The 22,649-nt window shown below is 50.1% G+C and carries 19 protein-coding genes and 4 pseudogenes; 13 read left to right on the top strand and 10 right to left on the bottom strand.

Features of this window, described 5'->3' with window-relative positions:
- Positions 1–14 precede the first annotated feature (14 nt).
- Positions 15–869 (top strand): alpha/beta fold hydrolase, encoded by an 855-nt coding sequence (locus AC27FC_RS05900; RefSeq protein WP_196354522.1) that lies wholly within the window; start codon positions 15–17, stop codon positions 867–869.
- Positions 870–908: 39 nt separating this feature from the next.
- On the opposite strand, the gene AC27FC_RS05895 is transcribed toward AC27FC_RS05900, so the two are convergent.
- A complete protein-coding gene (locus tag AC27FC_RS05895; RefSeq protein ID WP_094935367.1) occupies positions 909–2,441 on the bottom strand; it encodes a YdgA family protein in 1,533 nt (510 codons plus the stop codon).
- A gap of 99 nt (positions 2,442–2,540) precedes the next feature.
- Positions 2,541–3,716, bottom strand: a complete 1,176-nt coding sequence (gene manA / locus AC27FC_RS05890) for a mannose-6-phosphate isomerase (RefSeq protein ID WP_094935366.1) — start codon at positions 3,714–3,716, stop codon at positions 2,541–2,543.
- Between the two features lie 199 nt (positions 3,717–3,915).
- Between manA and fumA the strand changes: the two genes are divergently transcribed.
- Together fumA and fumC are read left to right on the top strand one after the other, a co-directional pair.
- The gene (gene fumA, locus AC27FC_RS05885; protein ID WP_094935365.1) at positions 3,916–5,562 is read left to right on the top strand and encodes a class I fumarate hydratase FumA; all 1,647 of its coding nucleotides are present in this window, start codon (positions 3,916–3,918) and stop codon (positions 5,560–5,562) included.
- Between the two features lie 182 nt (positions 5,563–5,744).
- Positions 5,745–7,139 (top strand): class II fumarate hydratase, encoded by a 1,395-nt coding sequence (gene fumC, locus AC27FC_RS05880; RefSeq protein WP_094935364.1) that lies wholly within the window; start codon positions 5,745–5,747, stop codon positions 7,137–7,139.
- Here fumC and tus read toward each other — a convergent pair whose 3' ends face one another.
- From tus to AC27FC_RS05855, 5 genes are all read right to left on the bottom strand, one after another.
- A complete protein-coding gene (gene tus / locus AC27FC_RS05875) occupies positions 7,140–8,069 on the bottom strand; it encodes a DNA replication terminus site-binding protein (protein WP_094935363.1) in 930 nt (309 codons plus the stop codon).
- A gap of 73 nt (positions 8,070–8,142) precedes the next feature.
- Complete coding sequence (gene rstB, locus AC27FC_RS05870) at positions 8,143–9,441, bottom strand: two-component system sensor histidine kinase RstB (protein WP_033145344.1); 1,299 nt, start codon at positions 9,439–9,441, stop codon at positions 8,143–8,145.
- A gap of 29 nt (positions 9,442–9,470) precedes the next feature.
- Positions 9,471–10,751: a site-specific integrase gene (locus AC27FC_RS05865; RefSeq protein ID WP_196354520.1), complete on the bottom strand. Its 1,281-nt coding sequence runs from the start codon at positions 10,749–10,751 to the stop codon at positions 9,471–9,473.
- A complete protein-coding gene (gene xisR, locus AC27FC_RS05860) occupies positions 10,751–10,966 on the bottom strand; it encodes an excisionase family protein (protein ID WP_045143008.1) in 216 nt (71 codons plus the stop codon). The genes AC27FC_RS05865 and xisR overlap by 1 nt, the downstream gene beginning before the upstream one ends.
- Before the next feature lie 64 nt (positions 10,967–11,030).
- The gene (locus AC27FC_RS05855) at positions 11,031–11,273 is read right to left on the bottom strand and encodes a DUF4060 family protein (protein ID WP_020882485.1); all 243 of its coding nucleotides are present in this window, start codon (positions 11,271–11,273) and stop codon (positions 11,031–11,033) included.
- Positions 11,274–11,298: 25 nt separating this feature from the next.
- Here AC27FC_RS05855 and AC27FC_RS05850 point away from each other — a divergent pair.
- The 3 genes and pseudogenes from AC27FC_RS05850 to AC27FC_RS05840 form a co-directional block, all read left to right on the top strand.
- Positions 11,299–11,832: pseudogene (locus tag AC27FC_RS05850) on the top strand (replication protein P); the annotation flags it as partial.
- Between the two features lie 131 nt (positions 11,833–11,963).
- The gene (locus AC27FC_RS05845; protein ID WP_048991878.1) at positions 11,964–12,374 is read left to right on the top strand and encodes an ASCH domain-containing protein; all 411 of its coding nucleotides are present in this window, start codon (positions 11,964–11,966) and stop codon (positions 12,372–12,374) included.
- A 203-nt stretch (positions 12,375–12,577) separates the two neighbouring features.
- Positions 12,578–13,477 carry a hypothetical protein gene (locus AC27FC_RS05840; protein WP_487159851.1) on the top strand — a complete coding sequence of 300 codons (900 nt, stop codon included), beginning with the start codon at positions 12,578–12,580 and terminating at the stop codon, positions 13,475–13,477.
- A gap of 70 nt (positions 13,478–13,547) precedes the next feature.
- On the opposite strand, the gene AC27FC_RS05835 is transcribed toward AC27FC_RS05840, so the two are convergent.
- The 3 genes and pseudogenes from AC27FC_RS05835 to AC27FC_RS05825 form a co-directional block, all read right to left on the bottom strand.
- On the bottom strand, positions 13,548–14,150 hold the full coding sequence (locus AC27FC_RS05835) for a site-specific integrase (RefSeq protein WP_023320086.1): 603 nt from the start codon (positions 14,148–14,150) through the stop codon (positions 13,548–13,550).
- 86 nt (positions 14,151–14,236) lie between these two features.
- A complete protein-coding gene (locus AC27FC_RS05830) occupies positions 14,237–15,769 on the bottom strand; it encodes an EAL domain-containing protein (RefSeq protein WP_048991857.1) in 1,533 nt (510 codons plus the stop codon).
- A gap of 197 nt (positions 15,770–15,966) precedes the next feature.
- Positions 15,967–16,271 (bottom strand): annotated as a pseudogene (locus tag AC27FC_RS05825) (site-specific integrase); the annotation flags it as partial.
- Positions 16,272–17,553: 1,282 nt separating this feature from the next.
- On the opposite strand from AC27FC_RS05825, the gene AC27FC_RS05820 reads away from it, so the two are divergent.
- The 7 genes and pseudogenes from AC27FC_RS05820 (at position 17,554) to AC27FC_RS05790 (ending at position 22,623) form a co-directional block, all read left to right on the top strand.
- Positions 17,554–17,772 (top strand): hypothetical protein, encoded by a 219-nt coding sequence (locus AC27FC_RS05820; protein ID WP_040022244.1) that lies wholly within the window; start codon positions 17,554–17,556, stop codon positions 17,770–17,772.
- A gap of 393 nt (positions 17,773–18,165) precedes the next feature.
- Positions 18,166–18,615, top strand: coding sequence for a VOC family protein (locus AC27FC_RS05815; protein ID WP_038985459.1), 450 nt, complete (start codon positions 18,166–18,168; stop codon positions 18,613–18,615).
- Between the two features lie 366 nt (positions 18,616–18,981).
- Complete coding sequence (locus tag AC27FC_RS05810) at positions 18,982–19,206, top strand: DinI family protein (protein ID WP_059311994.1); 225 nt, start codon at positions 18,982–18,984, stop codon at positions 19,204–19,206.
- Between the two features lie 388 nt (positions 19,207–19,594).
- Positions 19,595–19,939 (top strand): annotated as a pseudogene (locus AC27FC_RS05805) (DUF1367 family protein); the annotation flags it as partial.
- Positions 19,940–19,998: 59 nt separating this feature from the next.
- Positions 19,999–20,733, top strand: a complete 735-nt coding sequence (locus AC27FC_RS05800) for a YnfC family lipoprotein (protein WP_233095340.1) — start codon at positions 19,999–20,001, stop codon at positions 20,731–20,733.
- Positions 20,734–20,786: 53 nt separating this feature from the next.
- Positions 20,787–21,431 (top strand): annotated as a pseudogene (gene gpJ, locus AC27FC_RS05795) (TipJ family phage tail tip protein); the annotation flags it as partial.
- A 100-nt stretch (positions 21,432–21,531) separates the two neighbouring features.
- Complete coding sequence (locus AC27FC_RS05790; protein WP_487159850.1) at positions 21,532–22,623, top strand: phage tail fiber protein; 1,092 nt, start codon at positions 21,532–21,534, stop codon at positions 22,621–22,623.
- Positions 22,624–22,649 lie beyond the last annotated feature (26 nt).

Raw genomic sequence — 22,649 nt, 5'->3', positions numbered from 1 at the left:
GTGAGGTGACGAGCATGAAAAGTTACACCGTAATGGCAAACGGTATCCGTCAGTTTGTGGTTGAAGAGGGTGAAGGCGCACCGGTTATTCTCCTGCATGGTTTTCCTGAAACAAACTATGCCTGGCGCTACCAGATACCCGTACTGTCCCGGCACTACCGCGTGATTGCACCGGATTTACGCGGGTATGGCGAAACGGATAAACCTGCTTCTGGCTATGATAAGCGCAACATGGCGCGGGACATCCGGGAACTGATGCGTGTGCTGGGTTTACAGAAAGTGGTGCTGGTAGGGCACGATCGCGGCGCGCGCGTCGCGACGCGGTTTGCAAAAGATTACCCTGAGCTGGTGGATCGACTGGTGGTGATGGATAACGTGCCAACGCGTATTGTGGCGCGCGATCTAAATGCGTCGATTGCGCGTGCGTACTGGTTCTTCCTGTTTCATCTTGTGCCAGACCTGCCGGAAGCGCTGATTGCGGGTCGGGAGCATATCTGGCTGCGCCACTTTTTCTCGGACTGGACCTACAATCCGTCGACCATCAGCGGCGAGGCGTTTGACACTTATGTTCGGGCGTATCAGGCACCGGGTGCCGTGCGTGGCGCAATGGCTGACTATCGCGCCAACGCAGAGGATGTGGCGCAGGATATGGCTGACGCTGAGGTGAAAATTACTTGCCCGGTAATGTCGCTGTGGGGTAATGATTTTCATGCGGTCGGCAAGCTTTTCGATATGGAAAGCGTCTGGGCCGAAATGGCGGAGAACCTGCGGGCGCAGGGGATTGATGAGTGCGGCCATCTGCCGCAGGAGGAGCAGCCAGAGAAAGTGAACGCGCTTCTGCTGGATTTCCTTGCTGGATGGAAAAGTTAGCGGGCAATAAAAAACCCCTCATGCGAGGGGTTTTGCCGTTTACTGCTGCGGTGCCGCCGGTTCGGCTGGCGCTGCGGGTTCAACCGGTTCCGGCATCCCCAGCGTCGGCATACCAAACATGCCGACGAAGTCTTCCAGCGGCATCTTGTCGCCGTTCAGCGTTACCTGGCCGTTGGCGTACTGCAGGCTGGTGGAAATCGTGTTGTTTTCCACTTTAGTGATGCGGAACATCTGGCCCATTGCCGCCAGACCTTTCACCTGCTGGTTCGCCAGCTTGCCAGCGTCTTCATCGCCGTAGCCTTCCAGCTTCGCAATCTGGGTCATAAACTCGGTCGCCATATCCATCGGGATGGTCAGCTTGCTGTCGAGCGACTTCACGCTGCGATCCACTTCCTGCGCCAGCGTCTGCGGTTCACCCGTTGCGGTTGCCGGATCTTTCAGGAACAGCGACAGGTTAAAGCTGGTTTCGCCTTTGCTGTTTTTCCAGCTCAGCGGCGCAACGGTGATCACCGGCTCGCCTTTCAGCAGGACAGGCAGGTTGTTGAACAGTACCGCCATCGCCTGCTGCTGATACACCTCAGGGTTCTGCTGGAGTGCGGCATCGGTCAGCAGCGCCTGGCTCTCTTTGCTGTATTTCTGGCTAAACTCGTGCCACGCCTGGCCGTCGATATTGCCGATCTTCAGCGATAGCTTGCCGGTGCCCAGATCCTGATTCTGCACCTTCAGGCTCTTCAGCGTGTAATCCAGCTGCGTGTTGATGCTTTTACCGTCTTTGGAAACGTCGGATTTGCCGTTGACGTCCATGCCTTCCAGCACGGCCATCTCTTTTCCTTCAACCGCAATGGCTACCTTGTCGAGAGAGAGTTTCTGATCGCCGATACGCTCCTGGAAATCGGTCATTCGGCTGTTGCCGTCGGCTTTCAGGTTGTTGAAGGTGAGCTGAACCTTTTGGTTATATTCGTTCACGGCATTGACCAGGCCGCTTTCCGCTTCACCCGTCAGGGAGAACACCTTTCCGTCGCGGTCAGCGTCAAGTTTGAAGTGACCGCCGCTGAAGGCGACTTTCTCATTCTCTTTCTCGTAGTTCAGCGCTTTCAGAGCAATATCGGAGCTCGTGTCACCGGCATAGCTGATGCGGGTATTAATATCGAAAGGCGATTCATTCTTCGCCAGGTCAAACAGCGGTTTGGTGACGTCGTTATTCACCAGCACGGTATGAACGGACGCCATCGACGGGATCAGGTTAAAGGACTTCAGCTGCGCCAGCGGCAGCGGACCGTGGCTCACCACCTCGTCCAGCACCACGCTCTGACCCGGTTTCAGCCAGCCGTTTTCAGCACCGGCCACTGGCTTTACCACCAGCTGCATACGGCTGGTAAACACGCCGCGATGATAATTCTGGTAGCTCAGCTCCAGGCCCGCCTCCGGCGCGCTGCGCTTAATCTCTCCGTTAGCCTGCGCCACCATCTCAGCCAGACGGCCTTCCAGCTGTTTCCCGGTAAACCAGGAGGCACCCGTCCAGACCACGCCTAACGCTACAATCACTCCAACCGCTACGACCGATTTTTTCATTGCGACTATCCCTAAAATGAAACCAGGCGGTAAAAACCGCCTGGAGATATTAAGCCTGCATCTAGCTTAGCAAGAGTTGTTAAAAAATTCAGTAAGTGCTTAAAGCTTATTGAAAACGCGCGCCAGGCGACCGGCGCCGCTTACGCTGACCGGTGATTCACTGGCTGCAACGAATGCTGACTCACCGGGCTTAAGCACCAGACGCTGTTCGCCTTTGCGCAGCGTCGCTTCGCCCTCGGCGCAGAACAGAATCGCCGCGCTTTCCTGCGCGATGACGGCTTCGGCCTGGCTCAGGTCGTGCAGGGAAAAAGCAAAATCCTCAACCGGAATTGGGAAGTCCAGCTCTGCGCCGTTTTTCACCGGCTGAGTCAGCAGCTCCGCGGCAGGTTTCGCCACAAACTTCACGTTGGCAACCAGTTCAAGAATATCGATGTATTTCGGCGTCAGGCCTGCGCGCAGCACGTTATCGGAGTTAGCCATTACCTCCAGCGCCACGCCCTGAAGGTAGGCGTGCGGGGTTTCAGCGAACAAGAACATCGCTTCGCCCGGGTTGAGCTTCACCACGTTCAGCAGCAGAGGGGAGAACAGGCCGCTGTCGTCCGGGTAGAATTCGGAGATCAGGCGGATAGTCTCCCAGGGTTCACCCTGCTGGCTGCCCAGAGCCGCTTTCAGCACCGCCAGCGCGTGAGATTTCTCTTCACCCTGCATATTCAGCAGGCTGGCAAACAGCTGGCTCAGCGCGTCCGCGTTCGGGTTTTCAAGGAAGTGGGCGATAGCCTTGTGGGCACCCGCGACCGGTTGCAGCAGAGAAACGATCTCTGAAAACTCGCGGAACGCGTTCATCGCCAGGAACGGGGTCAGCGCAAAGACCAGCTCCGGCTTGTGGTTAGGATCTTTGTAGTTACGCTCGGCGGCGTCTAACGGAATACCCGCCGCGTTCTCTTTCGCAAAGCCGATTTCAGAGGCTTTCTTGTTCGGGTGAACCTGGATGGAGAGCGGCTGGTCGGCGCACAGTACCTTGAACAGGAACGGCAGTTCGCCGAAGCGCTGAGCCACCTTGTCGCCCAGCAGCGCGGCTTTATCGGCGTCAATCACGTCACGCAGGCTGCGAACCTGGCCGCTGGCGTCTTCAATTTTTGAGCTGCTCTTCGGGTGCGCCCCCATCCACAGTTCTGCCATCGGCAGGTTGTTCGGGTTCGCGATACCGTAGAGATCCGTTAACGCAGTTTTACTTCCCCAGGCGTAGTTTTGCACTGAGTTAATGAGTTTTTGCATTATCAAGCCCTGATTCAATTGTGGAATTAACTCCGGGTATTAAAGCAATAAACCTCATGGAAGTAACCTGTGGATGTAAAAAGTCGTACTAGTCTCAGTTTTTGTTAAAAAATTGTGTAGGATAAGCTGACTCGCTTTTAAGCCGGGCAGCGGAACATCTGCCCTGAATAAACAGACCGAAGCAGTAAGTGAGAGACCAATGTCGAATAAACCCTTCCATTATCAGGATCCTTTCCCCCTCAGTAAGGATCGGACCGAGTATTACCTGTTAACCCGCGATCACGTCTCCGTCTCTGAGTTTGAAGGACAAGAGATCCTCAAGGTGGATCCGCAGGCGCTGACGCTGCTGGCGCAGCACGCTTTCCACGACGCCTCGTTTATGCTCCGCCCAGCGCACCAGCAGCAGGTTGCCGATATTCTCAGCGACCCGCAGGCCAGCGAAAACGATAAATACGTTGCCCTGCAGTTCCTGCGTAACTCAGACATCGCCGCGAAAGGTGTTCTGCCTACCTGTCAGGACACCGGCACGGCGATCATCGTCGGTAAAAAAGGCCAGCGCGTCTGGACCGGCGGCGGTGACGAAGCGGCCCTGGCGAACGGCGTCTACAACACGTACACCGAAGATAACCTGCGCTACTCGCAAAACGCGGCGCTGGATATGTACAAAGAGGTCAACACCGGCACCAACCTGCCGGCACAGATCGATCTCTACAGCGTCGACGGTGACGAGTACAAATTCCTCTGTATCGCCAAAGGCGGCGGTTCAGCCAACAAAACCTATCTCTACCAGGAAACGAAGGCGCTGCTCACCCCGGGCAAGCTCAAGAACTACCTGGTTGAGAAGATGCGCACCCTCGGCACCGCGGCGTGCCCGCCGTACCATATCGCGTTTGTGATTGGCGGTACGTCGGCGGAAAGCACGCTGAAAACCGTCAAGCTGGCCTCAACCAAATATTATGACGGCCTGCCTACCGAAGGTAACGAGCACGGCCAGGCGTTCCGCGACGTGCAGCTTGAGCAGGAACTGCTGGAAGAAGCGCGTAACCTGGGCCTCGGCGCGCAGTTTGGCGGCAAATACTTTGCCCACGACGTGCGCGTGATCCGTCTGCCGCGTCACGGTGCCTCCTGTCCGGTCGGGATGGGCGTGTCCTGCTCCGCGGATCGCAACATCAAGGCGAAGATCAACCGCGAAGGCGTGTGGATCGAAAAACTGGAAAACAATCCGGGCAAATACATCCCGGAAGAGCTGCGCAAAGCGGGTGAGGGTGAAGCGGTTCGCGTCGACCTGAACCGTCCGATGAAAGATATTCTGGCGCAGCTTTCGCAGTATCCGGTCTCGACCCGTCTCTCGCTGAACGGCACGATCATCGTGGGCCGCGACATCGCGCACGCGAAGCTGAAAGAGCGTCTGGACAACGGCGAAGGGCTGCCGCAGTACATTAAAGATCATCCGATCTACTACGCAGGCCCGGCAAAAACGCCTGAAGGCTACGCATCCGGCTCGTTAGGCCCAACCACGGCAGGGCGTATGGACTCGTACGTTGACCAGCTGCAGGCCAACGGCGGCAGCATGATCATGCTGGCGAAAGGCAACCGCAGCCAGCAGGTGACGGACGCCTGCCACAAGCACGGCGGCTTCTACCTCGGCAGCATCGGCGGCCCGGCTGCGGTTCTGGCGCAGGGCAGCATCAAGAGCCTGGAGTGCGTGGAATACCCGGAACTGGGTATGGAAGCGATCTGGAAAATTGAAGTGGAAGATTTCCCGGCGTTTATCCTCGTGGATGACAAAGGCAACGACTTCTTCAAGCAGATCCAGTCGTCCCAGTGTTCGGCGTGCGTGAAGTAATTCTGTAAATTGCCGGGTGGCGCTGACGCTTACCCGGCCTATATTCTCGTAGGTCGGGTAAGGCGCAGCCGCAACCCGACACCAAAAAGAGCGCACAAAGCGCCATATCGTTTCCCAGAAGTCATCAATACTTATCCCTTAAGCATGTGAGCAATCCCTCTTTTGTTATCAAGGAGAAAGTAATGACCACGGTACGCCATGAGAAAGACTCGATGGGCGCCATCGACGTCCCGGCCGACAAGCTTTGGGGCGCACAAACCCAGCGTTCGCTGGAGCACTTCCGTATTTCGACCGAAAAAATGCCCGTCTCGCTGATTCAGGCGCTGGCGCTCACCAAACGCGCCGCCGCGAAAGTGAACCAGGATTTAGGCCTGCTGACGGCAGACAAAGCGACCGCCATCATCAACGCCGCCGACGAAGTGCTGGCGGGCAAGCATCCCGACGAATTCCCCCTCGCCATCTGGCAGACCGGTTCCGGCACCCAGAGCAACATGAACATGAATGAAGTGCTGGCAAATCGGGCCAGCGAACTGCTTGGCGGCGTGCGCGGCATGGAGCGTAAGGTCCATCCGAACGATGACGTCAACAAAAGCCAGAGTTCCAACGACGTCTTCCCGACGGCGATGCACGTGGCGGCGGTGATTGCTCTCCGCGAGCAGCTTATCCCGCAGCTTAACGTCCTGAAAGCCACGCTCAACGAGAAAGCGCAGGCCTTCCGCGACATCGTCAAAATTGGCCGTACGCACCTGCAGGACGCCACGCCGCTGACGCTCGGCCAGGAGATTTCCGGCTGGGTGGCGATGCTGGAACATAACCTGAAGCACATTGAATACAGCCTGCCGCACCTGGCGGAGCTGGCGCTCGGCGGAACGGCGGTCGGGACCGGGTTAAACACCCATCCAGAATACGCGGTGCGCGTGGCGGAGGAATTGGCAAACATCACCGGACAGCCGTTCGTCACGGCGCCCAACAAGTTTGAAGCGCTGGCGACCTGCGATGCGCTGGTCCACACCCACGGCGCGCTGAAAGGGCTGGCGGCCTCGCTGATGAAAATCGCCAACGACGTGCGCTGGCTGGCCTCGGGTCCGCGCTGCGGCATCGGTGAAATCAGGATTCCGGAAAACGAGCCGGGTAGCTCCATCATGCCGGGTAAAGTGAACCCGACCCAGTGCGAAGCCATGACCATGCTCTGCTGTCAGGTGTTGGGCAACGACGTGGCCGTCAACCTGGGCGGTGCGTCCGGCAACTTCGAGCTGAACGTCTATCGCCCGATGGTGATCCACAACGTTCTGCAATCGATTCGTCTGTTGGCGGACGGTATGGAGAGCTTTAACGAGCACTGCGCGGTAGGGATTGAGCCGAATCGCGAACGTATCAGCCAGTTGCTCAACGAATCCCTGATGCTGGTGACGGCGCTGAATACCCATATCGGCTACGACAAGGCCGCCGAGATCGCTAAAAAAGCGCACAAAGAGGGGCTGACGCTGAAAGCCTCCGCCCTGGCGCTGGGCTATCTGACGGAGGCGGAGTTCGACGCCTGGGTTCGCCCGGAAGCGATGGTCGGCAGCCTGAAATAGTCATCCCGCCACGTACAGGTGCAGCCGCGGAATAATCAGCTGCAGCGGCTGCGCCTGAGGTTTGTAACGGTGCTGGACATTGTCCGCATCGTAATTCAAAAGCTCACCAATATCCGGCACGATGGCCCCCCGATCGGCATCATAGAGCGCAATCAGCGGCGTAGGGCAGGCATACTGAACCTGTTTTTGCTGGCCGGAATACCAGACGCGGGCGATAGGCTGTACCTTCACCGGACGCTTTATCTTGAGGCGCGCGTCCGCCGGGAGTGAGGCGATGCTGTGGTACTCCTGCTCCAGGCGCTCAATCCACTGCTCACGCGACCACGGCGCGACGGTGCGCGGCGTCTTCAGGCTTTTTTCCAGCTGCGCCAGAATCTCATCCCGGGTGAAGTTTTTAATGATGTGCTTATTCGCCCAGCCGAAGCGCAGCGTGGCGGGATGACGCAGTACCGTCAGCGTGCGATAGGCGTTCAGGGTAATCAGCCCCGGAAGCTGACGGTGCACCCATTCAAACCGGGCGGCAGGGGCGAGGCCGGACTCTTCGGTAACGATCTTTTCAAAGGCCGCTTTCAGGGTGTTGATGTGGGTAATCTGGCTTTCCAGCGCGTCGCGCGTTGTCGCATCGGTTTGCAGGCAGATCACGCCAGGCAGACGCACGGCGGCCTTACTGCTGCGGTTTTCTGACTGCTGCTGGATAAACAGGCGGCGATAGTGCTTCAGCGTCAGCTCAAGGGCGGCGCTGCCGATGTGCTGTTCAACCGCGATGGTGTCCAGCGGGTCGTGCTCGGCCCCTTTGGCCACCTCGGGCAGGGTAAAGACGCGCGCGGCCAGCAGACGGCAGCTCTGCAAACGTTCGGTCAGGGTCAGGAGCTCGTGTTCTATTTCCCGAAACGTGCTGTTCAGCCGTTCGAGGAGATCGTAGGTCGCCATAAGCACTCTCGTTAGTTACAACATACTTATCATATAGCACAGCACGCCGGGTCAGGCCAGCGTGCGGTTGAAGTCAGGCAGGGACGGGAAGGGCGATGTTATGGTATACCGGCCAGCTAAAGCAGAAGCGCGCGCCGCCGAGCTCGCTCTCTTCGCAATGCACCGTGCCGCCCATCGCCTGCGCGATAGAGTAAACAATCGCCAGCCCCAGGCCGCATCCGCCAGTGGCGCGATCGCGGCTGGGGTCGAGGCGGACAAACGGTTCAAACACGGTTTCTCGCGCTTCCGGGGCAATCCCCGGACCGTCATCCTCCACCGTCAGGCTGGCCTGATTGCCCTGCAAATCCAGCCCAATCTGTAGCGTGCTTTCGCTGTAGCGCATGGCGTTGTTCATCAGATTGTCCAGCACGCGCTCCATCAGGCGCATATCGAGCGCGCCGTAATCACCCGGCGTGACGCGCGTTAACAGCGTGCGCTGCGGGTTCACGCTCTGAACGTCATCGATGTGGGTTTGCAGCCAGGCAGGCAGGTCCGGCGTGCTGAGGTTCAGTTCGTTTTGCGGACGATCGAGTCGTGCGTAGGTCAGCAGCTCCTCAATCAGCGCCTCAAGCTGGCCGATATCGCGGTTAAGCGCCTGAGACTCCGCTTCCGTCAGATTCTCGCTCATCTCCAGACGATAGCGCAGGCGAACCAGCGGCGTGCGCAGCTCGTGCGCAATCCCGTCGATCAGCTGCTTTTTACTGGCGATCAGGGCATTGATGTTATCGGCCATCTGGTTAAAGGCCACGCCCAGACGTTCAAAGCTGGAACCGCTGTCGAAGTGAATGCGTTCGGTAAAATGCCCTTCGCCAAAACGCTGCGCGGCGGATTCCAGCTTCAGCATGTCCTGCCAGTGCGGGCGCATCCAGATAAAGACTGGAAACGCGAGCGAAATGGCGATAAAGGCCATCAGCGCCATGTCCAGCAGACGCATCTGGTGCAGGTAATAGAGATAGGGCACCGGCCCGACGGCCAGCACGTAATGGCTGCGCGGAATACGCTGGATAAAGGTGTATTTCTCGTCCAGCGCGACGATGTCCCCGTCGCGCAGACGCTGCATGGCGGGCGGATCCAGCTCAAAATCTTTTAACGGCTCGATGCGTAAATCGAATGACAGGTTCAGATCCAGCTCTTTGAGGGTTTTCGCCCAGTCGTGCGGCGGGATCTCTCTCAGCTCGCTGCGCATCAGATAGAGCGAGCTTTTCATCAGATCGTCCAGCGACTGCCTGCCCGCACGTTCGGCGGTGAATTTATAGACCAGCCCGACCAGCATGGTCATGACCAGGAAACAGACAAACAGCAAAAGATAAAACTGCACAAACAGCTTTTTCATTAAATTTCACCGGGAAATCAAGTAATTAACTACTTTGTTTTTACCTTCAGGGGCACTATAGGGGCATTTGCATATCCGCCAAAGCGCTGATTCAAAAATGATACCTGATCGCTATCGAGAGCATTTATCCACGCAGAGTATACATGGAAGACCATCTCTGCATTCTCATGACCCATCTGATTCGCTATAAAAGCAGGATTAGCACCTGCCGACAACATCCAGCATGCGTATGTATGACGCAGCTGATAGGGGCGTCTGCGGCGAATTCCCGATCGTCTTACCGTAATATCCCATAATGACACAATTGAACTGACTGAATAGTACGCAGCTTGCTTGCCTTTCTGAGGTCGAGGCATAAACACAAAGTGCAGTTTCTGCGTTTCCGTTTTACCGAACTCCCTGTGGTGAAAAGTGATTGGTACCTTAGGGGCACTTCCCGTTAGCTTCTTTTGAGCTCGCAAAGCCTCCAGAGCCGGCTCCAGTAACTTTATCGTCCGGTATCCAGCTTCGGTTTTGGGTGGTCCAAACAATCCTTCCTGAGTTAGATTGCGCGCAATGTTAGCTTCGCCAGAATTAAGATCGATATCTTCCCAGGCAAGAGCACAAAGCTCCCCGGGCCGAACGCCGGTGTAAGCAAAAAATTGCCACATGTTCTTCTGCTGAGCCGGAGCAGTCTCTTTCAACTGCTCAAACTCATGTCTTAGAAGTGGATCTGGTTTTGTTTGCCCTTTGCGAAGCCTTTTTATCCCGACATATGGTTGATATGAAATAACTTTATTTTTAACCGCATAGTCGAGGATTTGTCGCAGGATAGCCAGATAATAATCTACCGTTCTAACGGCGCGTCCGGTTTTATTTCTCCTCTTTTCGGGAGCATAATTAGTCTCGCCAGTCAGTAATTCCTTTCTCCAGCCCAGAATGTCGCTGTTGGTGATGGATGCAACCAGCGTTTCAGGGCCAATTAGTTTTGTTAACGTTCTTACAGCTATCCCATAGCTTCTTGTGGCATTGGGGGAGAGATCGATTTTATGGTTTTCATACCAGGTTGATGCAAGTTCGGAGAACGTCGTAATGTTTTTAGATGTATAAAACTTTGCTGCCACCCTTGACTCCGGGAACACGTCCCGGTAGTCAAAAGTGCCCAGCTGAATCTCGCTTACAATTTTGGCCCTTAGATTCCCGGCTTTTTTGAGATTCGAAGCATTTACGATCCATCCTTTCAATGTTTCTCGGCATCTAACGCCCTGAAACTTGAAACTTATTCGTATCTTATTGTTGTGGATCTCAACACCCGTTGGCATTGCAGCCATTATGCCTCCTTCACAAACCTGTTAATGTTTGGGATGTTGTACCAGACAAGTCCTCGCTCTTCGGAGCTGCTTCCATCCAATGGGATTCTCTTAAAATGAATACCTTCTACCCATGAGGTTTGGCGATAGCTTTTAATCTGACGATCTGTAAGGCCTGTCTTCTCTTTTAGTTTTGAAGCAACGCCCCATTCTGAATCGTAAATTACCTGCGACATGGTTCACCTCAGGTAACCGGCATGAGTATAGATATGCCGGTCTTTAGTCGTTGATATTTCAGTTTCAGTTTGCCTGGCCGGGCAGGGAACGCAGTCGGCGCATGCCGGTCATTGCTGTGGCCACGTAGCTTGCCTTGCAGTTGACCACTTCAACCCAGACCTTCACGCCTTCCACTCTTACCGTATAGGTCTCTTTCATCTTGCTGCGCCCATAATCACCATATCTTTGCTGGTGGGCTGCGAGTGCGATTTCACATGCCTGGCGAGCTAAAGGGGATTGCTTACTGCCTCGATTAATCAGTCGCATTTCTTCTCCTTGAGGGAGGGTTTCCCCTCCCAATCTCGTTAATCGCAGCCAAGAAGACGTGAACGAGATCCGCCGTCAGTGGGTGCTGGCCTTCAAAGAGAACGGGATCACGACCATGGATCAGGTTGAAGCGGGCATGCGCATGGTGCGCCGTCAGGAGCGACCATTCCTGCCTTCGCCAGGCCAGTTCATCAAGTGGTGCAGGGAAGGGCGCAGCGTGCTGGGGATCACCACCGCTGACGTTATGGCTGAATACTGGAAGTGGCGCAAGCTGGTGTTCCGGTATCCGAGCAGTGAGCAGTATCCGTGGCCTAAGCCGGTCTATTATCACATCTGTCTGGAGCTGCGTCGCCGCGGAACTGATGGTCAGTTGTGTCAGAAAGAGCTTGAGCGTGAGGCTGGAGATATACTGGGTATGTGGGAAAAGCGGGTGCTGGCCGGGAAGCCGATTCCGCCAGTTCGTAGAGCGTTGGCAGCACCAGTATCGTCGAAGGGACCGACACCTGCAGAGCGTCTCAAAGCCAAATACGAGCGGATGAAGGCTGAAGGAAGGGCATAGGAAAGAAATGGTCCGCTATGAGCGAAAAACGGACCACACTATCTAAAGAAAGATATCGCTGATAATGTTGGGTCCGCTCATGTTAAAAAGGTATGCCATTTCTTTTCATTGACGATAACGAAGGGATTTTCATGGTTGAGGTTGAGGAAATAAAAAAGAAGTATCCCGGCGCAGATGCCTGGCAAATGGGTGACAGTCCGGAGCTGGCTAACGAGCTTGCTGACCTGATCAAAAAAGGGATCAAAACGGCCTCTTGCGGATCTTTTGCCTCTTACCAGCAGGAAAAATCTGCCCCGAGGATAGGGAGTTATAACATTATTCTTGATGGCCAGAATGTTCCAGTTTGCGTGATCAGACTGGTTTCGATGCAGCTGGTTCGTTTTTGTGATGTCACTGAAGCATTCGCCCGCAAAGAAGGTGAAGGCGATTTAAGCCTTGAATACTGGAAGAGAGAGCATCAGAGATTTTTCAGCTCCGAAGGTCATTTTTCTGAAGATATGGAGTTGATCGCAGAAGAATTTGAAGTGGTGGAGGTGCTGTGAGACAAGGTCTACGGGCTGACGTTTTATCAATCGCCACTGATAACACTGTTCGCTTCTGGCGCGGAGCGGACAAGCTATCGAGCTAAAGGTCCGCATTGAGCAAGGAGCGGACGTGCCAGCTATAATTGGTAATAAAATGAGAGTAGAGCTATTCTGATTTGTTTATAAAGAACATTTTTACATCCAAGGGCGAAATATTTTTTATGCTATCTTACATGCTATCTCAATATGCCAGGCTACCGGTGTCTGAATTTACCCTACGTTCATGGCTAAAACAATGGTTGTCAGAGCAGGAATCGAGGTGTACAGACAGAAGTTTCTCGGCGCGATTTCCCTGGAGAGAAACTGGATTATGTCAGGAATATTTTTTACAACGAAAACTCAAAATTGATGGAAAGCAATTTCTTACTGGCCCCCGTTATCAGGGCGGAAATATTAACAAACCTTTTATTGATATTGTAGGTATGGATTCTGACCTAAATCATACTGCATTAGAACTCATTAGTAAGGAATGGTCACAACTCAGAGCTCAGTATGTTCGCATTCTTGTACCCGGCCAGTCCTTCCCGCAGGGTATTCCCGACCAGTATATATACGCCACCTCTTTTTCTGAACCCCCGGAATTCAATGATAAATCTCTTACTTTGCAAGTGGCGACATACGAAGATTTTGACTGGTGTTGTCAGGCTCTGGGCGATGCCTATAAGCATACATGGCAGACAGTTCGCGAACTGTCTGCAAACAATTTGGTAGCAGTTGATGACGAAGAGTTGTGTGACCATATTTCTGAGAGAGAAGTATATATTATCTATGAAAACTACGTTCGCGCCGGGTTGCTAATATGCCAGAAAGGAAACATCGCTTTTCTGCGAGGATATCGTATTACTGACAAAGTAATACTTCCTGCTTTTCGTGGTCGATCATTGTCAGCCCGAGCGCAACGCCTGCTGTACCGATTATTAACTCATTCCGATTCTGAACTATCTTTGTATATGGGCACAATTATTCCGGAGAACATCCCCTCGATGAAAACTGCAGAAAGAGCGGGACGAACTTGCATCCTAAGTTATCAATTTCTACCCATCTGCAGAACCCACGACTAACAGCAATGCTAATTTATCTTCAGCCTACTTCCGCTTTTGGCACAGGGCTGCTGTTGCAGCCCTGACAACCTTAGACTTCAATCGATTCAGAGATCTCTAACGCATCATCGACTTCGATGCCTAGATAACGGACAGTGCTTTCCAGTTTCTTATGGCCCAACAGAAGTTGGATCACCCGAAGATTCTTGGTTTTCTTGTATATCAGGTAAGGTTTTGTTCTTCTCATGGAATGTGTGCTGTAAAGCGAAGCTTCGAGACCAAGCTTTTCTACCCACCCATGAAAAATTCGGCTGTATTGTCGGGTTGATATGTGCCGGTTAGTTCCGATCCGAGACCGAAACAAGAAGTCTTTACTGTGCAAATTGCCAAGCTTTATCAATGCAGCAACAGCTTCTCTTGTCCCTTTGGTTATCTCAAATTGCACAGGGCTACCGGTTTTCTGTTGCAGCACCGTTGCTCTGCTTGAAACCGAGCTACCATATGCAACATCAGATACTTTGAGGTTCACCAGATCGCAGCCTCGTAGCTTACTGTCTAAGGCCATATTGAACAGAGCTAAATCACGCGTTTTACCTTCCAGTTCAAGCCGGATTCGGATCCCCCAGATATGAGATATCTGAAGTGGTCTTTTTTGGCCTATGATACGGTCTTTATTCCACGGTGACGTGTTCATACTCAAATCTCCTGCAATGTGGGAGATTTGAGTATGGTTGTCTCTTATGAGCGAGGAGCGGACGTTTCTTTTGAACATCCAACTGTTCATTCAACCTTCACTCTCACTTTAGGTTTAGATAACAAAATCATTATTAATTCAGAAAAAGGAACTGGCTTAAAGAAATAATATCCCTGCATAAATAAGATATTGTTCCTGATTAGATAGTCAAGCTGCTCTTGCGTTTCTACACCTTCTGCAACAATGCTTATTGAAAGTTTTCGCGCAAGGTCAAGGACAGAATCCAGTATGAGAGTCGAGTCCTCATGCTCATTAACCCGACTTACAAAAGTTTGATCAATTTTGATGTAATCAATATTGAGATCCTGTAGGTAGGAGAGCCCTGAGTAGCCGGTTCCAAAATCATCAAGTGCAATGGAAAAACCATTTGCATGCAGTTCATTCAGGGTTTGAGCAAGTTTTTCATCGATATTCAGGGGCTCACGCTCGGTTACCTCAATGACAAGTTTCAAATCGTGCCGACTGAAACAATTCTTATATTTCAAACACTCTTCCACAAATGTGGGCGCTGCGATATGAGAAGGGTTGTAGTTAATCCCAACATGGAATCCTTCTGGTATTTTACTGGCAACGGCGTTCAAATTAGACACTACTTGGGCCATAAGGCTTTGCGTTAACGGTACTATCAACCCTGATTTTTCCGCCAGAGGAATAAATGAAGCAGGAGAAATATACCCTCCGTTCGGATTCTTCCATCTGGCCAACACTTCAACACCACGAAGTGTGCCATCTTTGCCATTTACGATAGGCTGATAAAAAGGGACGATATCCCCCTTGGAAATGGCCCGACCAAGCGCTTCTTCAGGGAGAGTAGTTTTAGTAAGATATTTATTAAGGATGTAGGCGGCGAGACAGGACATCAGCAGTAAAAACAGCAGTATCCCCCCAGCCTGACTGATCATATTCTGCAGGTTCTGCATGCTGAAAAACGCAACGTAGTTGTAATCAATACTGAAGGGATATTCTGAGTCCCTAACGTGTGCAGAAAGATGTTGCGTTTCGTTTACCTTAGTGACATCACCGGACATACCTATTACGTTATTCCCTACCCTTAGGGCGTATCCTAGGCCTTTTAATGGGATATCCAGCGCATCCCTGATATGACTATCGCTTACTGTGACTATGATACGGCTGTCAGCGTATTTGGTCTGAACGAGAAGAACAGGAAGACCGTCAACTGTACTGCTGGAAGGCACAAGTAACAGTTGGGAATTCGGCAATGCGTTAATGTTAACCAGTAGTACGCGATTTCCCGGTAGGGATGAACACCAGACTGCTCCCCTCCTGACTATAATGATAGTTCTGAGATGGGGGAGGAGTGCTGCTAAAGTACCAAGCTGATATTGCTCTTCCGGGCCACAGCCTTTTTCGGCAATACCCATCGCCGTCCGGTTAGCAAGGCGGGCTTCATTCAGAATCACTGTCATATTGTTTGATACATACCTTGCCCCAGCAAGACCGTCTGCGCGAGTGGTGTACCAGACCTGTGTATTAAGAATGAATACCCCCAGGATAAACATTGCCACGGCTACGGCGATGGGAAGAATTGCATTGCGCATTTACGTATCCTGGGATGTCTGATTAGACTACTATGGAGCATCGAAGTGCCCAATTCTGTAATTACAAAAAGCATGGTTGATAAGATAAAAATTAACCATGAAAAACATAGAAATATTTTGCACAAAGCGAGCACTTTTCCTGAGACTTCGTTTTCAGATACAGGGATGTGATGCTACCCTGATCGCCTTAGAAATCTTTACTTCCGCTTATGGCGCAAGGTTGCTGTTATAGCCCTGACAATCTTATACTCCATCGACTCAGATATCTCTAACGCATCATCGACTTCAATGCCCAGATAGCGGACTGTGCGTTCCAGTTTGTTATGGCCAAACAGAAGATGGATCCCCTTGAGATTCTTGCTTTTCTTGTATCTCAGTTAAGATTTTGTTCTCCTCACGGAATCAGTGCCTTACAGCGTGTCATCAAGACCAAGCGTTGCTGCCCATCCATGATAATGCGATTGTATTGTCGGGATGAGATATGTTGGTAAGAACTGGCCCGCTATTGGAACATAAAGTCTTAGCTGTGCAGAAAATAGCCTCCCCTTTAATTGATTTTAAAAATTAATAGTTTTCTTGTTATTGTTTTATATATAACACAAAAGAATTACTAGATTGTTAATCATGGCTCGTCGTGTATATTGTATAAAGAAGATAAAGAATATTATCGATGTGAAATTCTTGACGGGATATTCGATGTCGATTATCCCGTTTTTTTTTGAAAAAAATCCTCTAGATTTTTGTATAAAAAAATCGAACAACTGCTTAAGGAAAAATGTTCTTTTATAAAGATACGTTAAGATGTGGTGCCGGGTGCCTCCCGATGTATCTTTACCAGTCCTGAGATACGCGAGCATATTGCATTTTGACTGGTTCGCCCCGCCGCTGAGGGGGATTCACCACTTGATAAAGTTAGAATAAGATCATGTTTTCGTCAATATGCAATTCTTCGAGAGTTAATGGACGCATTTAATATTTTTGTCATCTAACGGTCGTTTGATTTAAAGAAATAACCATCTGCAGATGAGTGTAGAGGTTGCATGAATTTCCGATTTTATTGCAAAAAAAGAATTCTAATATTTCTTTTAAAATTCACACACTAACTTTTTGAGTGCGTGCAAAAAAAACCGTGTGCTTAACACGGTTTCTGAAAATCAGAAAAGGTTGCTTTACCATTCATGTGCTTCATAAGAAGCTTATTCATTATAAGCTACAATCAAAAAGTATGCTGAATTTTTATAATAAATGTAAGTACCGATATCTTTTCTTTTCCCCTCTTAGTAGGCAGCAAGATTGCAGTTAGCCTCAACGAAAGATTATTTGTATTATAGAACAATCGCTTGCTATCTTTTTTGGTGACATCAACGATGTAAGCACAACTCGATAAGGGTTTCGTTCAACTTTAGCGGGCAACAAAAACCATTCACTGCTTTTGAGTTTTTCCCGTATCGATTTTGAATTGTTTGATATTAATCCTCCGCTGCGACCTGCTCTCCTTTAACTAGCAAGGACTTACATTAGGAACGTCTGCTCATGGCACAAAGCTGACATTCCAGCCTTTGTATGACTGTAAAAACTACCTTCACGTGATAAGCCGCTTCGGGTAATGACGAGGCGCTTGTGTGACTTACTGGAAAACCAATTTAGACGTTTACTGAAAGCCTGATTGTCCTCAAGTGAAACGACCCTTAGAAATTTCTATAGCGAAATAATCACATAAGTCTTCTCCACGTGTGTTATAAGCGAGTTTGAAATCGCCACCACTGGCGGTTAAGAGGCATCTCATGAAACTACGCATCACAAGAGCAATCGGCCTCAGCAAGTTCTCGCCACGTTGGGTTAAGGTTATCTGTTTACGGTTGACTAAAAACGACATTGAGCGCTCCCTCAACGCGCTTCTGGCCACAATTGATGAATCTGAACTCACCCCTGAGCAAGTCAAAGCATTAAGGGAATGCATTGACAGAATTAACCTGGCAAGGGGGAAGGGGATACAGGCGTGAGCACGTTTGATAAAAGGTAAGCCAGCACTGTATATGCGCGGCACGTTTGCTGCGCAAGTATCGCTGACTGGTCGATACCAGCTGAGCTTTAAAAGCCAAATATGATTGGATGAAAGCTGGTAGGAGGGTATGGGGATGAACTGTTTCTTTGTGAGCGAAAATGAGACCAACTATTTAAGCCTGCTCCGTTTACCGCATCTCAACTGAGTTCTTTTTTCTTTGAGTAGCAGGCTTAATCTTCATTTTGCTGGAGTTAGCATACGCCGCAACCCTGAACGGCATTGAACAATACGTGCAAGAAATCCAGCAAATCATTGATTGAAAGGCTCTTGACCTCAAGTTAACTTTAGCTTTTAAGATGGGGACACTGGAGATAGTCAAAGGATTAGTCTTATGAAAGAGATTGATGTCGGTTTTACGCACGTTGCGTTTGTTGTTAGAGATTTGGAAAAAAGCATTGATTTCTACAGCCGTTATGCTGGCATGGAAGTCGTACACAGGCGAGAGCCTGACCTTCCGGAGGCACGTAAAGTCGCGTGGTTAAGTGACCGAACTCGCCCTTTTGCACTTGTCCTTGTTCAGGTTGATGCTGTTACTGACACCCCTCTAGGTAATTTCGGTCACTTGGGAGTAGCTTGTTCAAGCATTGAAGAAATCGACAATAAGGTAGCGATGGCCAGAATGGAAGGCATCTTGCGAAAAGAACCGGTTCAGGCAGGCGAACCGGTGGGTTATTATGTCTTCTTCGCTGATCCTGATGGTAACACACTTGAACTTTCTTATGGTCAGAAAGTCGGGATCGAGGCTTTCCGTCAGGATGATAAAGTGCCTGCATCTCAGTAAATTTCGATAACCGGTTGGATTACATTACTCACTGGTAATGTTTCATGTCGTTTTAGAGCTTGCTGACAAATTTGTTGCTTAGTAACAGCAAGCTCCATAATAGCCTTTACGAATTTTCATTTTATAAATCTCATATCGAAACCACAATTTAGTAGCAAAACTGCACAAAACTCCGCTGAAATATATTCAACATAACTATTGTGTAGACCACCAAATCTGAGATCTGTCCCAAATCGCTCTTAAAACAGATACCTGCAAGCCTGGAAGCGCTCCATCCTTCTAACACTCTTTAATCGTTGCAAAAACCGTAAGATACGTTTATAAATATACTGTATATGCATACAGGTGTTCATTGCGGAGGGAAAAATGAAAATCGAGTTAGCCATTGATCGCATGAAGAAACTTCCTGATGGAGCTATACCTGCACTCGAGTCAGAACTGCTCAAAAGGCTCAGTAAACAGTTTGATGAATGCCAGCTTACGATTAAGCGTGCCGGCAATGATGGGTTGACTGTTTTCGGGGGCGACAAGAAAGAGGTCGAACATATCGTACAGGAGACCTGGGAGAGCGCGGACGAGTGGTTTTATTAATCGTGTGAATTTCACTGGAGCAGTTTCAAAGAGTATCGCTGTTCGCGTTCCCCTGGCTGTTCCCGATTACTGTTTACCGCGTCAATAAGTCGCTCTGGGGGAAATAGTGTGTAGTGCAGATGCCTTTAATGCAGATGATCAATGGTACGACGTGGTCAGAAGGGCCGATAAAGCAGTTATCTATAGCTTCTCGGCTGAGGGCAGATATCTGGTTTATCGAGTAAATGGAATAGTTTCATTACGACCGTTACTTGAAGAGGAAGAAATCTTCACTCTCAACGGGTTTATGCAATTTGCAAAACGACTGGGGTACCGAATTACACCACCGTCTGATATTATTCTTTCATAGGCCTGAACAACCTATACCTGATGCGCCACGGAGAGAACCATGGCGCTAGAATTACAACTTATCAAACACCACTCAGGAATACTGATCCCGGCTACGCCCGAGACCAGCGATATCCTGCAATCCAAAACCCGACTCGGCGATGTTCTTGTTGCCGAGTTCAGGCGGGTACGTAACCCTGCATTTCACCGACGCTTTTTCGCACTTCTCAATCTCGGCTTTGAATACTGGGAACCAACCGGCGGGGCTATCTCTAGCAACGAGCGGAAGCTGATCACCGGCTACGCCAAATTCCTGGCTTCTTATGGCGGGAATGAGGGCGCGCTAATCGATGCTGCTGAGCAGTATCTTGAGCAGGTTGCTTATCGGCGCGTCACAAATGGCATTATCTATGTTGAAGATCAGCAGTAAGCATGCTGTAATGGGCTTACTTAATATGGGGTAACTTGAGCTTAGATTCAAAAATGAAAAAAATATCTACTCTTTTCCTTTGTACTTCCTTATTTTCAGGCATGGCTTTAGCTGATAACCATTACATACCTCTCCTCTATAATTTATCTACTATGTTTGATTTCAATCCAGTTAAAGGAGCTGTCAAATCATTAGATACTGATGTTGAAGAAAATGGTAAGGTCACTTATAAAATCGCCATCAGACTAGCTAAGAATGGTTGTGTCGAAAGCTTAGATCTTGATAACGTTTCGTCTGGTCATGAAACAAATCTAAAAAATAGCAATGGAAGTCTTGTTGGCCAGAGAGATGGTAAGCCTTTCTCTATACAGCTCGATGAAAAATGTAATATTTTGAGTAAAAATGAAAATGGTGACGAGTTGCGATATAGTCTTTACTCGAATGGCTTAATTAAAAATACCTATTATTTAGGTAAGAAAATATCTGAGCATTTTTATGATGATAATTCTAATTTGATACGTTCTGAGTTTTATGGTTCTGGAAAGGTCCTCTCTAAAAACGAAATATCTTATGTTGATAAAGACGGGAAGCCTCTTGATTATAAAATTATAAACACATCAGTTTACTCGGAAGGTTATACAGCAACGAATACTTGTCATTATAGCGAAAAGCTTGTTCCTGAAATATGTAAAGTAACAATGCAGAGCGCAGGGAATCCTGTGCCGAAGCCAGTACTAATGACAGCGAATACGAAAGTTGAATTCTACTAGATTAAACACATTTCAATAAGCCACCTCCGGGTGGCTTTTTTTATGGGCGAAATATGGCTATAGCAACCGCTATTAAAGGCCGCAAGGGCGGCAGTTCAAGCTCAAGAACTCCTACAGAACAGCCAGACGATCTGCAGTCAGTAGCCAAGGCAAAAATCCTTCTCGCGCTGGGAGAGGGGGAGTTTGCTGGTGGCCTTACTGCGCGCGATATTTATCTTGATGGCACCGCACTTGAGAACCCAGATGGTTCACAGAACTTCAGCGGTGTAGCGTGGGAGTTTCGTTCTGGAACTCAGGCGCAAAAATACATTCAAGGGATCCCGGGTACCGAAAATGAAATCAATGTAGGTTCCGAAGTTTCCAGCTCAACAGCATGGACGCGCACGTTCACCAATACGCAGCTATCAGCTGTTCGCCTGCGTCTAAAATGGCCTTCTCTCTTCAAACAGGAGGATGATGGCGATCTGGTTGGCTATTCGGTCAACTACGCAATTGACCTGCAGACAGATGGCGGCACCTGGCAGACGGTGCTAAATACCAGCGTGACCGGGAAAACCACCTCTGGTTATGAACGCAGCCACCGTATTGATTTACCTCAGGCGGGCAGCACCTGGACCATCAGGTTGCGCAAAATTACAGCCGATGCCAATAGCGCGAAGATAGGCGACACGATGACGCTGCAAAGCTTCACAGAAGTAAACAGTCGACAGTGGCACGCAGCTCACGCTTGTCAGCAACTTCACCGGGCCAACGCAATCCGGCGCTGCTTGGTCAGCCGTCCCCAGTGTGGCGCTGAATATGGTAACTGCTGCGCTGGTGGCGCAAAGTGCTGAAGCGTTGCGTGGACTAAATTACGACAAACATAACTGGCAAAGCATTTTTTCCGAAACTGGCAATGTAACGGTAACTCTGCCGGATGGAACGACATGGACGGGCCCAGCTTGGAATAGCATTACCACATCTCTTTCAGGCAAGGCGGCAAAAGGGCAAAACAGTGACATTACGTCCCTTACAGGACTTACTACTGCTTTGTCTGTTGAACAGGGTGGGACAGGATCAAAAACCGCTTCAGGTGCACGTACTAACCTTGGACTGGTGATCGGTTCTGAGGCAGACAATATTTATCCACTTAAACAAAAGCTGATTTACCCTGACTTTTCATCTCCGTTTCCGGTAGCTGGAAGTGCAGTTTCAGGATTTAATTTTTTAACTACCATATGGAATGGCTGGTGTACGGCAGCGAGTGACTATACGTTAAATACCGGGGGACCAAATCCTTCACAAAACGGAACAGGGTATGCATATGCTCAAAGTCTGAGTCTTGGTAATCAACAAAATCGCACTCTGTTTTTTGTACCATTCACAATAACTGGTAATTCAGGCAGTTTATGCTGGCAGGGGGTATTTAACGGAACATTAACCCCCATGGTAACAACTCGTGACACCAGAAACACTATAGTTGATAGTAATGGATTTATAAAACAAGCATCACCTGTTATTAAAATTTTTTCCGACGGGGCCTATGAGACAAACGCAGAGTCTGAAGGTTGTTCAGTTACACGATTGGCGATAGGGGAATATATCATCGATGGTTGTATGGGACTTAACTCTGACGGAGTCTGGGGGGGAATCGATGGAGGTTTTGAGATTCCTTCGGACCGAAATAAACAGCCATTAATATGGTTGGATTATGATGTTAACTCCGACGGCTCTGTGCTGGTAAAAACGTATCACCGAACCCATCCATCAGCTCCTGCTTTTGCCAGAAATGATCGTGTAGGATTAGCTGATGGCGACCCCGTTGATATTCCAGCGGATCAGTTTGTGAGTGTTCGTGTAGAAATGGCAAAGAACAGTAGCAAAAATGTATGGGGAACTCGCTCAAATTAATTGTTTAACAAAATTCTTAAAATGAA

The sequence above is a fragment of the Enterobacter sp. C3_dUdeg genome, assembly GCF_057536195.1.
Note: the sequence above shows the minus strand (reverse complement) of the source record. Positions and strands in the feature narration are given on the sequence as shown.

Bases quoted from the DNA above. Each gene is read 5' to 3' on its own strand.
- manA (WP_094935366.1), bottom strand. From the start codon at position 3,716: ATGCAAAAACTCATTAACTCAGTGCAAAACTACGCCTGGGGAAGTAAA.
- fumC (WP_094935364.1), top strand. From the start codon at position 5,745: ATGACCACGGTACGCCATGAGAAAGACTCGATGGGCGCCATCGACGTC.
- AC27FC_RS05810 (WP_059311994.1), top strand. From the start codon at position 18,982: ATGAAAATCGAGTTAGCCATTGATCGCATGAAGAAACTTCCTGATGGA.
- AC27FC_RS05830 (WP_048991857.1), bottom strand. From the start codon at position 15,769: ATGCGCAATGCAATTCTTCCCATCGCCGTAGCCGTGGCAATGTTTATC.
- AC27FC_RS05865 (WP_196354520.1), bottom strand. From the start codon at position 10,751: ATGGCTGCAATGCCAACGGGTGTTGAGATCCACAACAATAAGATACGA.
- AC27FC_RS05815 (WP_038985459.1), top strand. From the start codon at position 18,166: ATGAAAGAGATTGATGTCGGTTTTACGCACGTTGCGTTTGTTGTTAGA.
- AC27FC_RS05900 (WP_196354522.1), top strand. From the start codon at position 15: ATGAAAAGTTACACCGTAATGGCAAACGGTATCCGTCAGTTTGTGGTT.
- AC27FC_RS05835 (WP_023320086.1), bottom strand. From the start codon at position 14,150: ATGAACACGTCACCGTGGAATAAAGACCGTATCATAGGCCAAAAAAGA.
- xisR (WP_045143008.1), bottom strand. From the start codon at position 10,966: ATGTCGCAGGTAATTTACGATTCAGAATGGGGCGTTGCTTCAAAACTA.
- tus (WP_094935363.1), bottom strand. From the start codon at position 8,069: ATGGCGACCTACGATCTCCTCGAACGGCTGAACAGCACGTTTCGGGAA.
- AC27FC_RS05820 (WP_040022244.1), top strand. From the start codon at position 17,554: ATGAAACTACGCATCACAAGAGCAATCGGCCTCAGCAAGTTCTCGCCA.
- AC27FC_RS05895 (WP_094935367.1), bottom strand. From the start codon at position 2,441: ATGAAAAAATCGGTCGTAGCGGTTGGAGTGATTGTAGCGTTAGGCGTG.
- AC27FC_RS05855 (WP_020882485.1), bottom strand. From the start codon at position 11,273: ATGCGACTGATTAATCGAGGCAGTAAGCAATCCCCTTTAGCTCGCCAG.
- AC27FC_RS05840 (WP_487159851.1), top strand. From the start codon at position 12,578: ATGCTATCTTACATGCTATCTCAATATGCCAGGCTACCGGTGTCTGAA.
- AC27FC_RS05845 (WP_048991878.1), top strand. From the start codon at position 11,964: ATGGTTGAGGTTGAGGAAATAAAAAAGAAGTATCCCGGCGCAGATGCC.
- rstB (WP_033145344.1), bottom strand. From the start codon at position 9,441: ATGAAAAAGCTGTTTGTGCAGTTTTATCTTTTGCTGTTTGTCTGTTTC.
- AC27FC_RS05790 (WP_487159850.1), top strand. From the start codon at position 21,532: ATGGTAACTGCTGCGCTGGTGGCGCAAAGTGCTGAAGCGTTGCGTGGA.
- fumA (WP_094935365.1), top strand. From the start codon at position 3,916: ATGTCGAATAAACCCTTCCATTATCAGGATCCTTTCCCCCTCAGTAAG.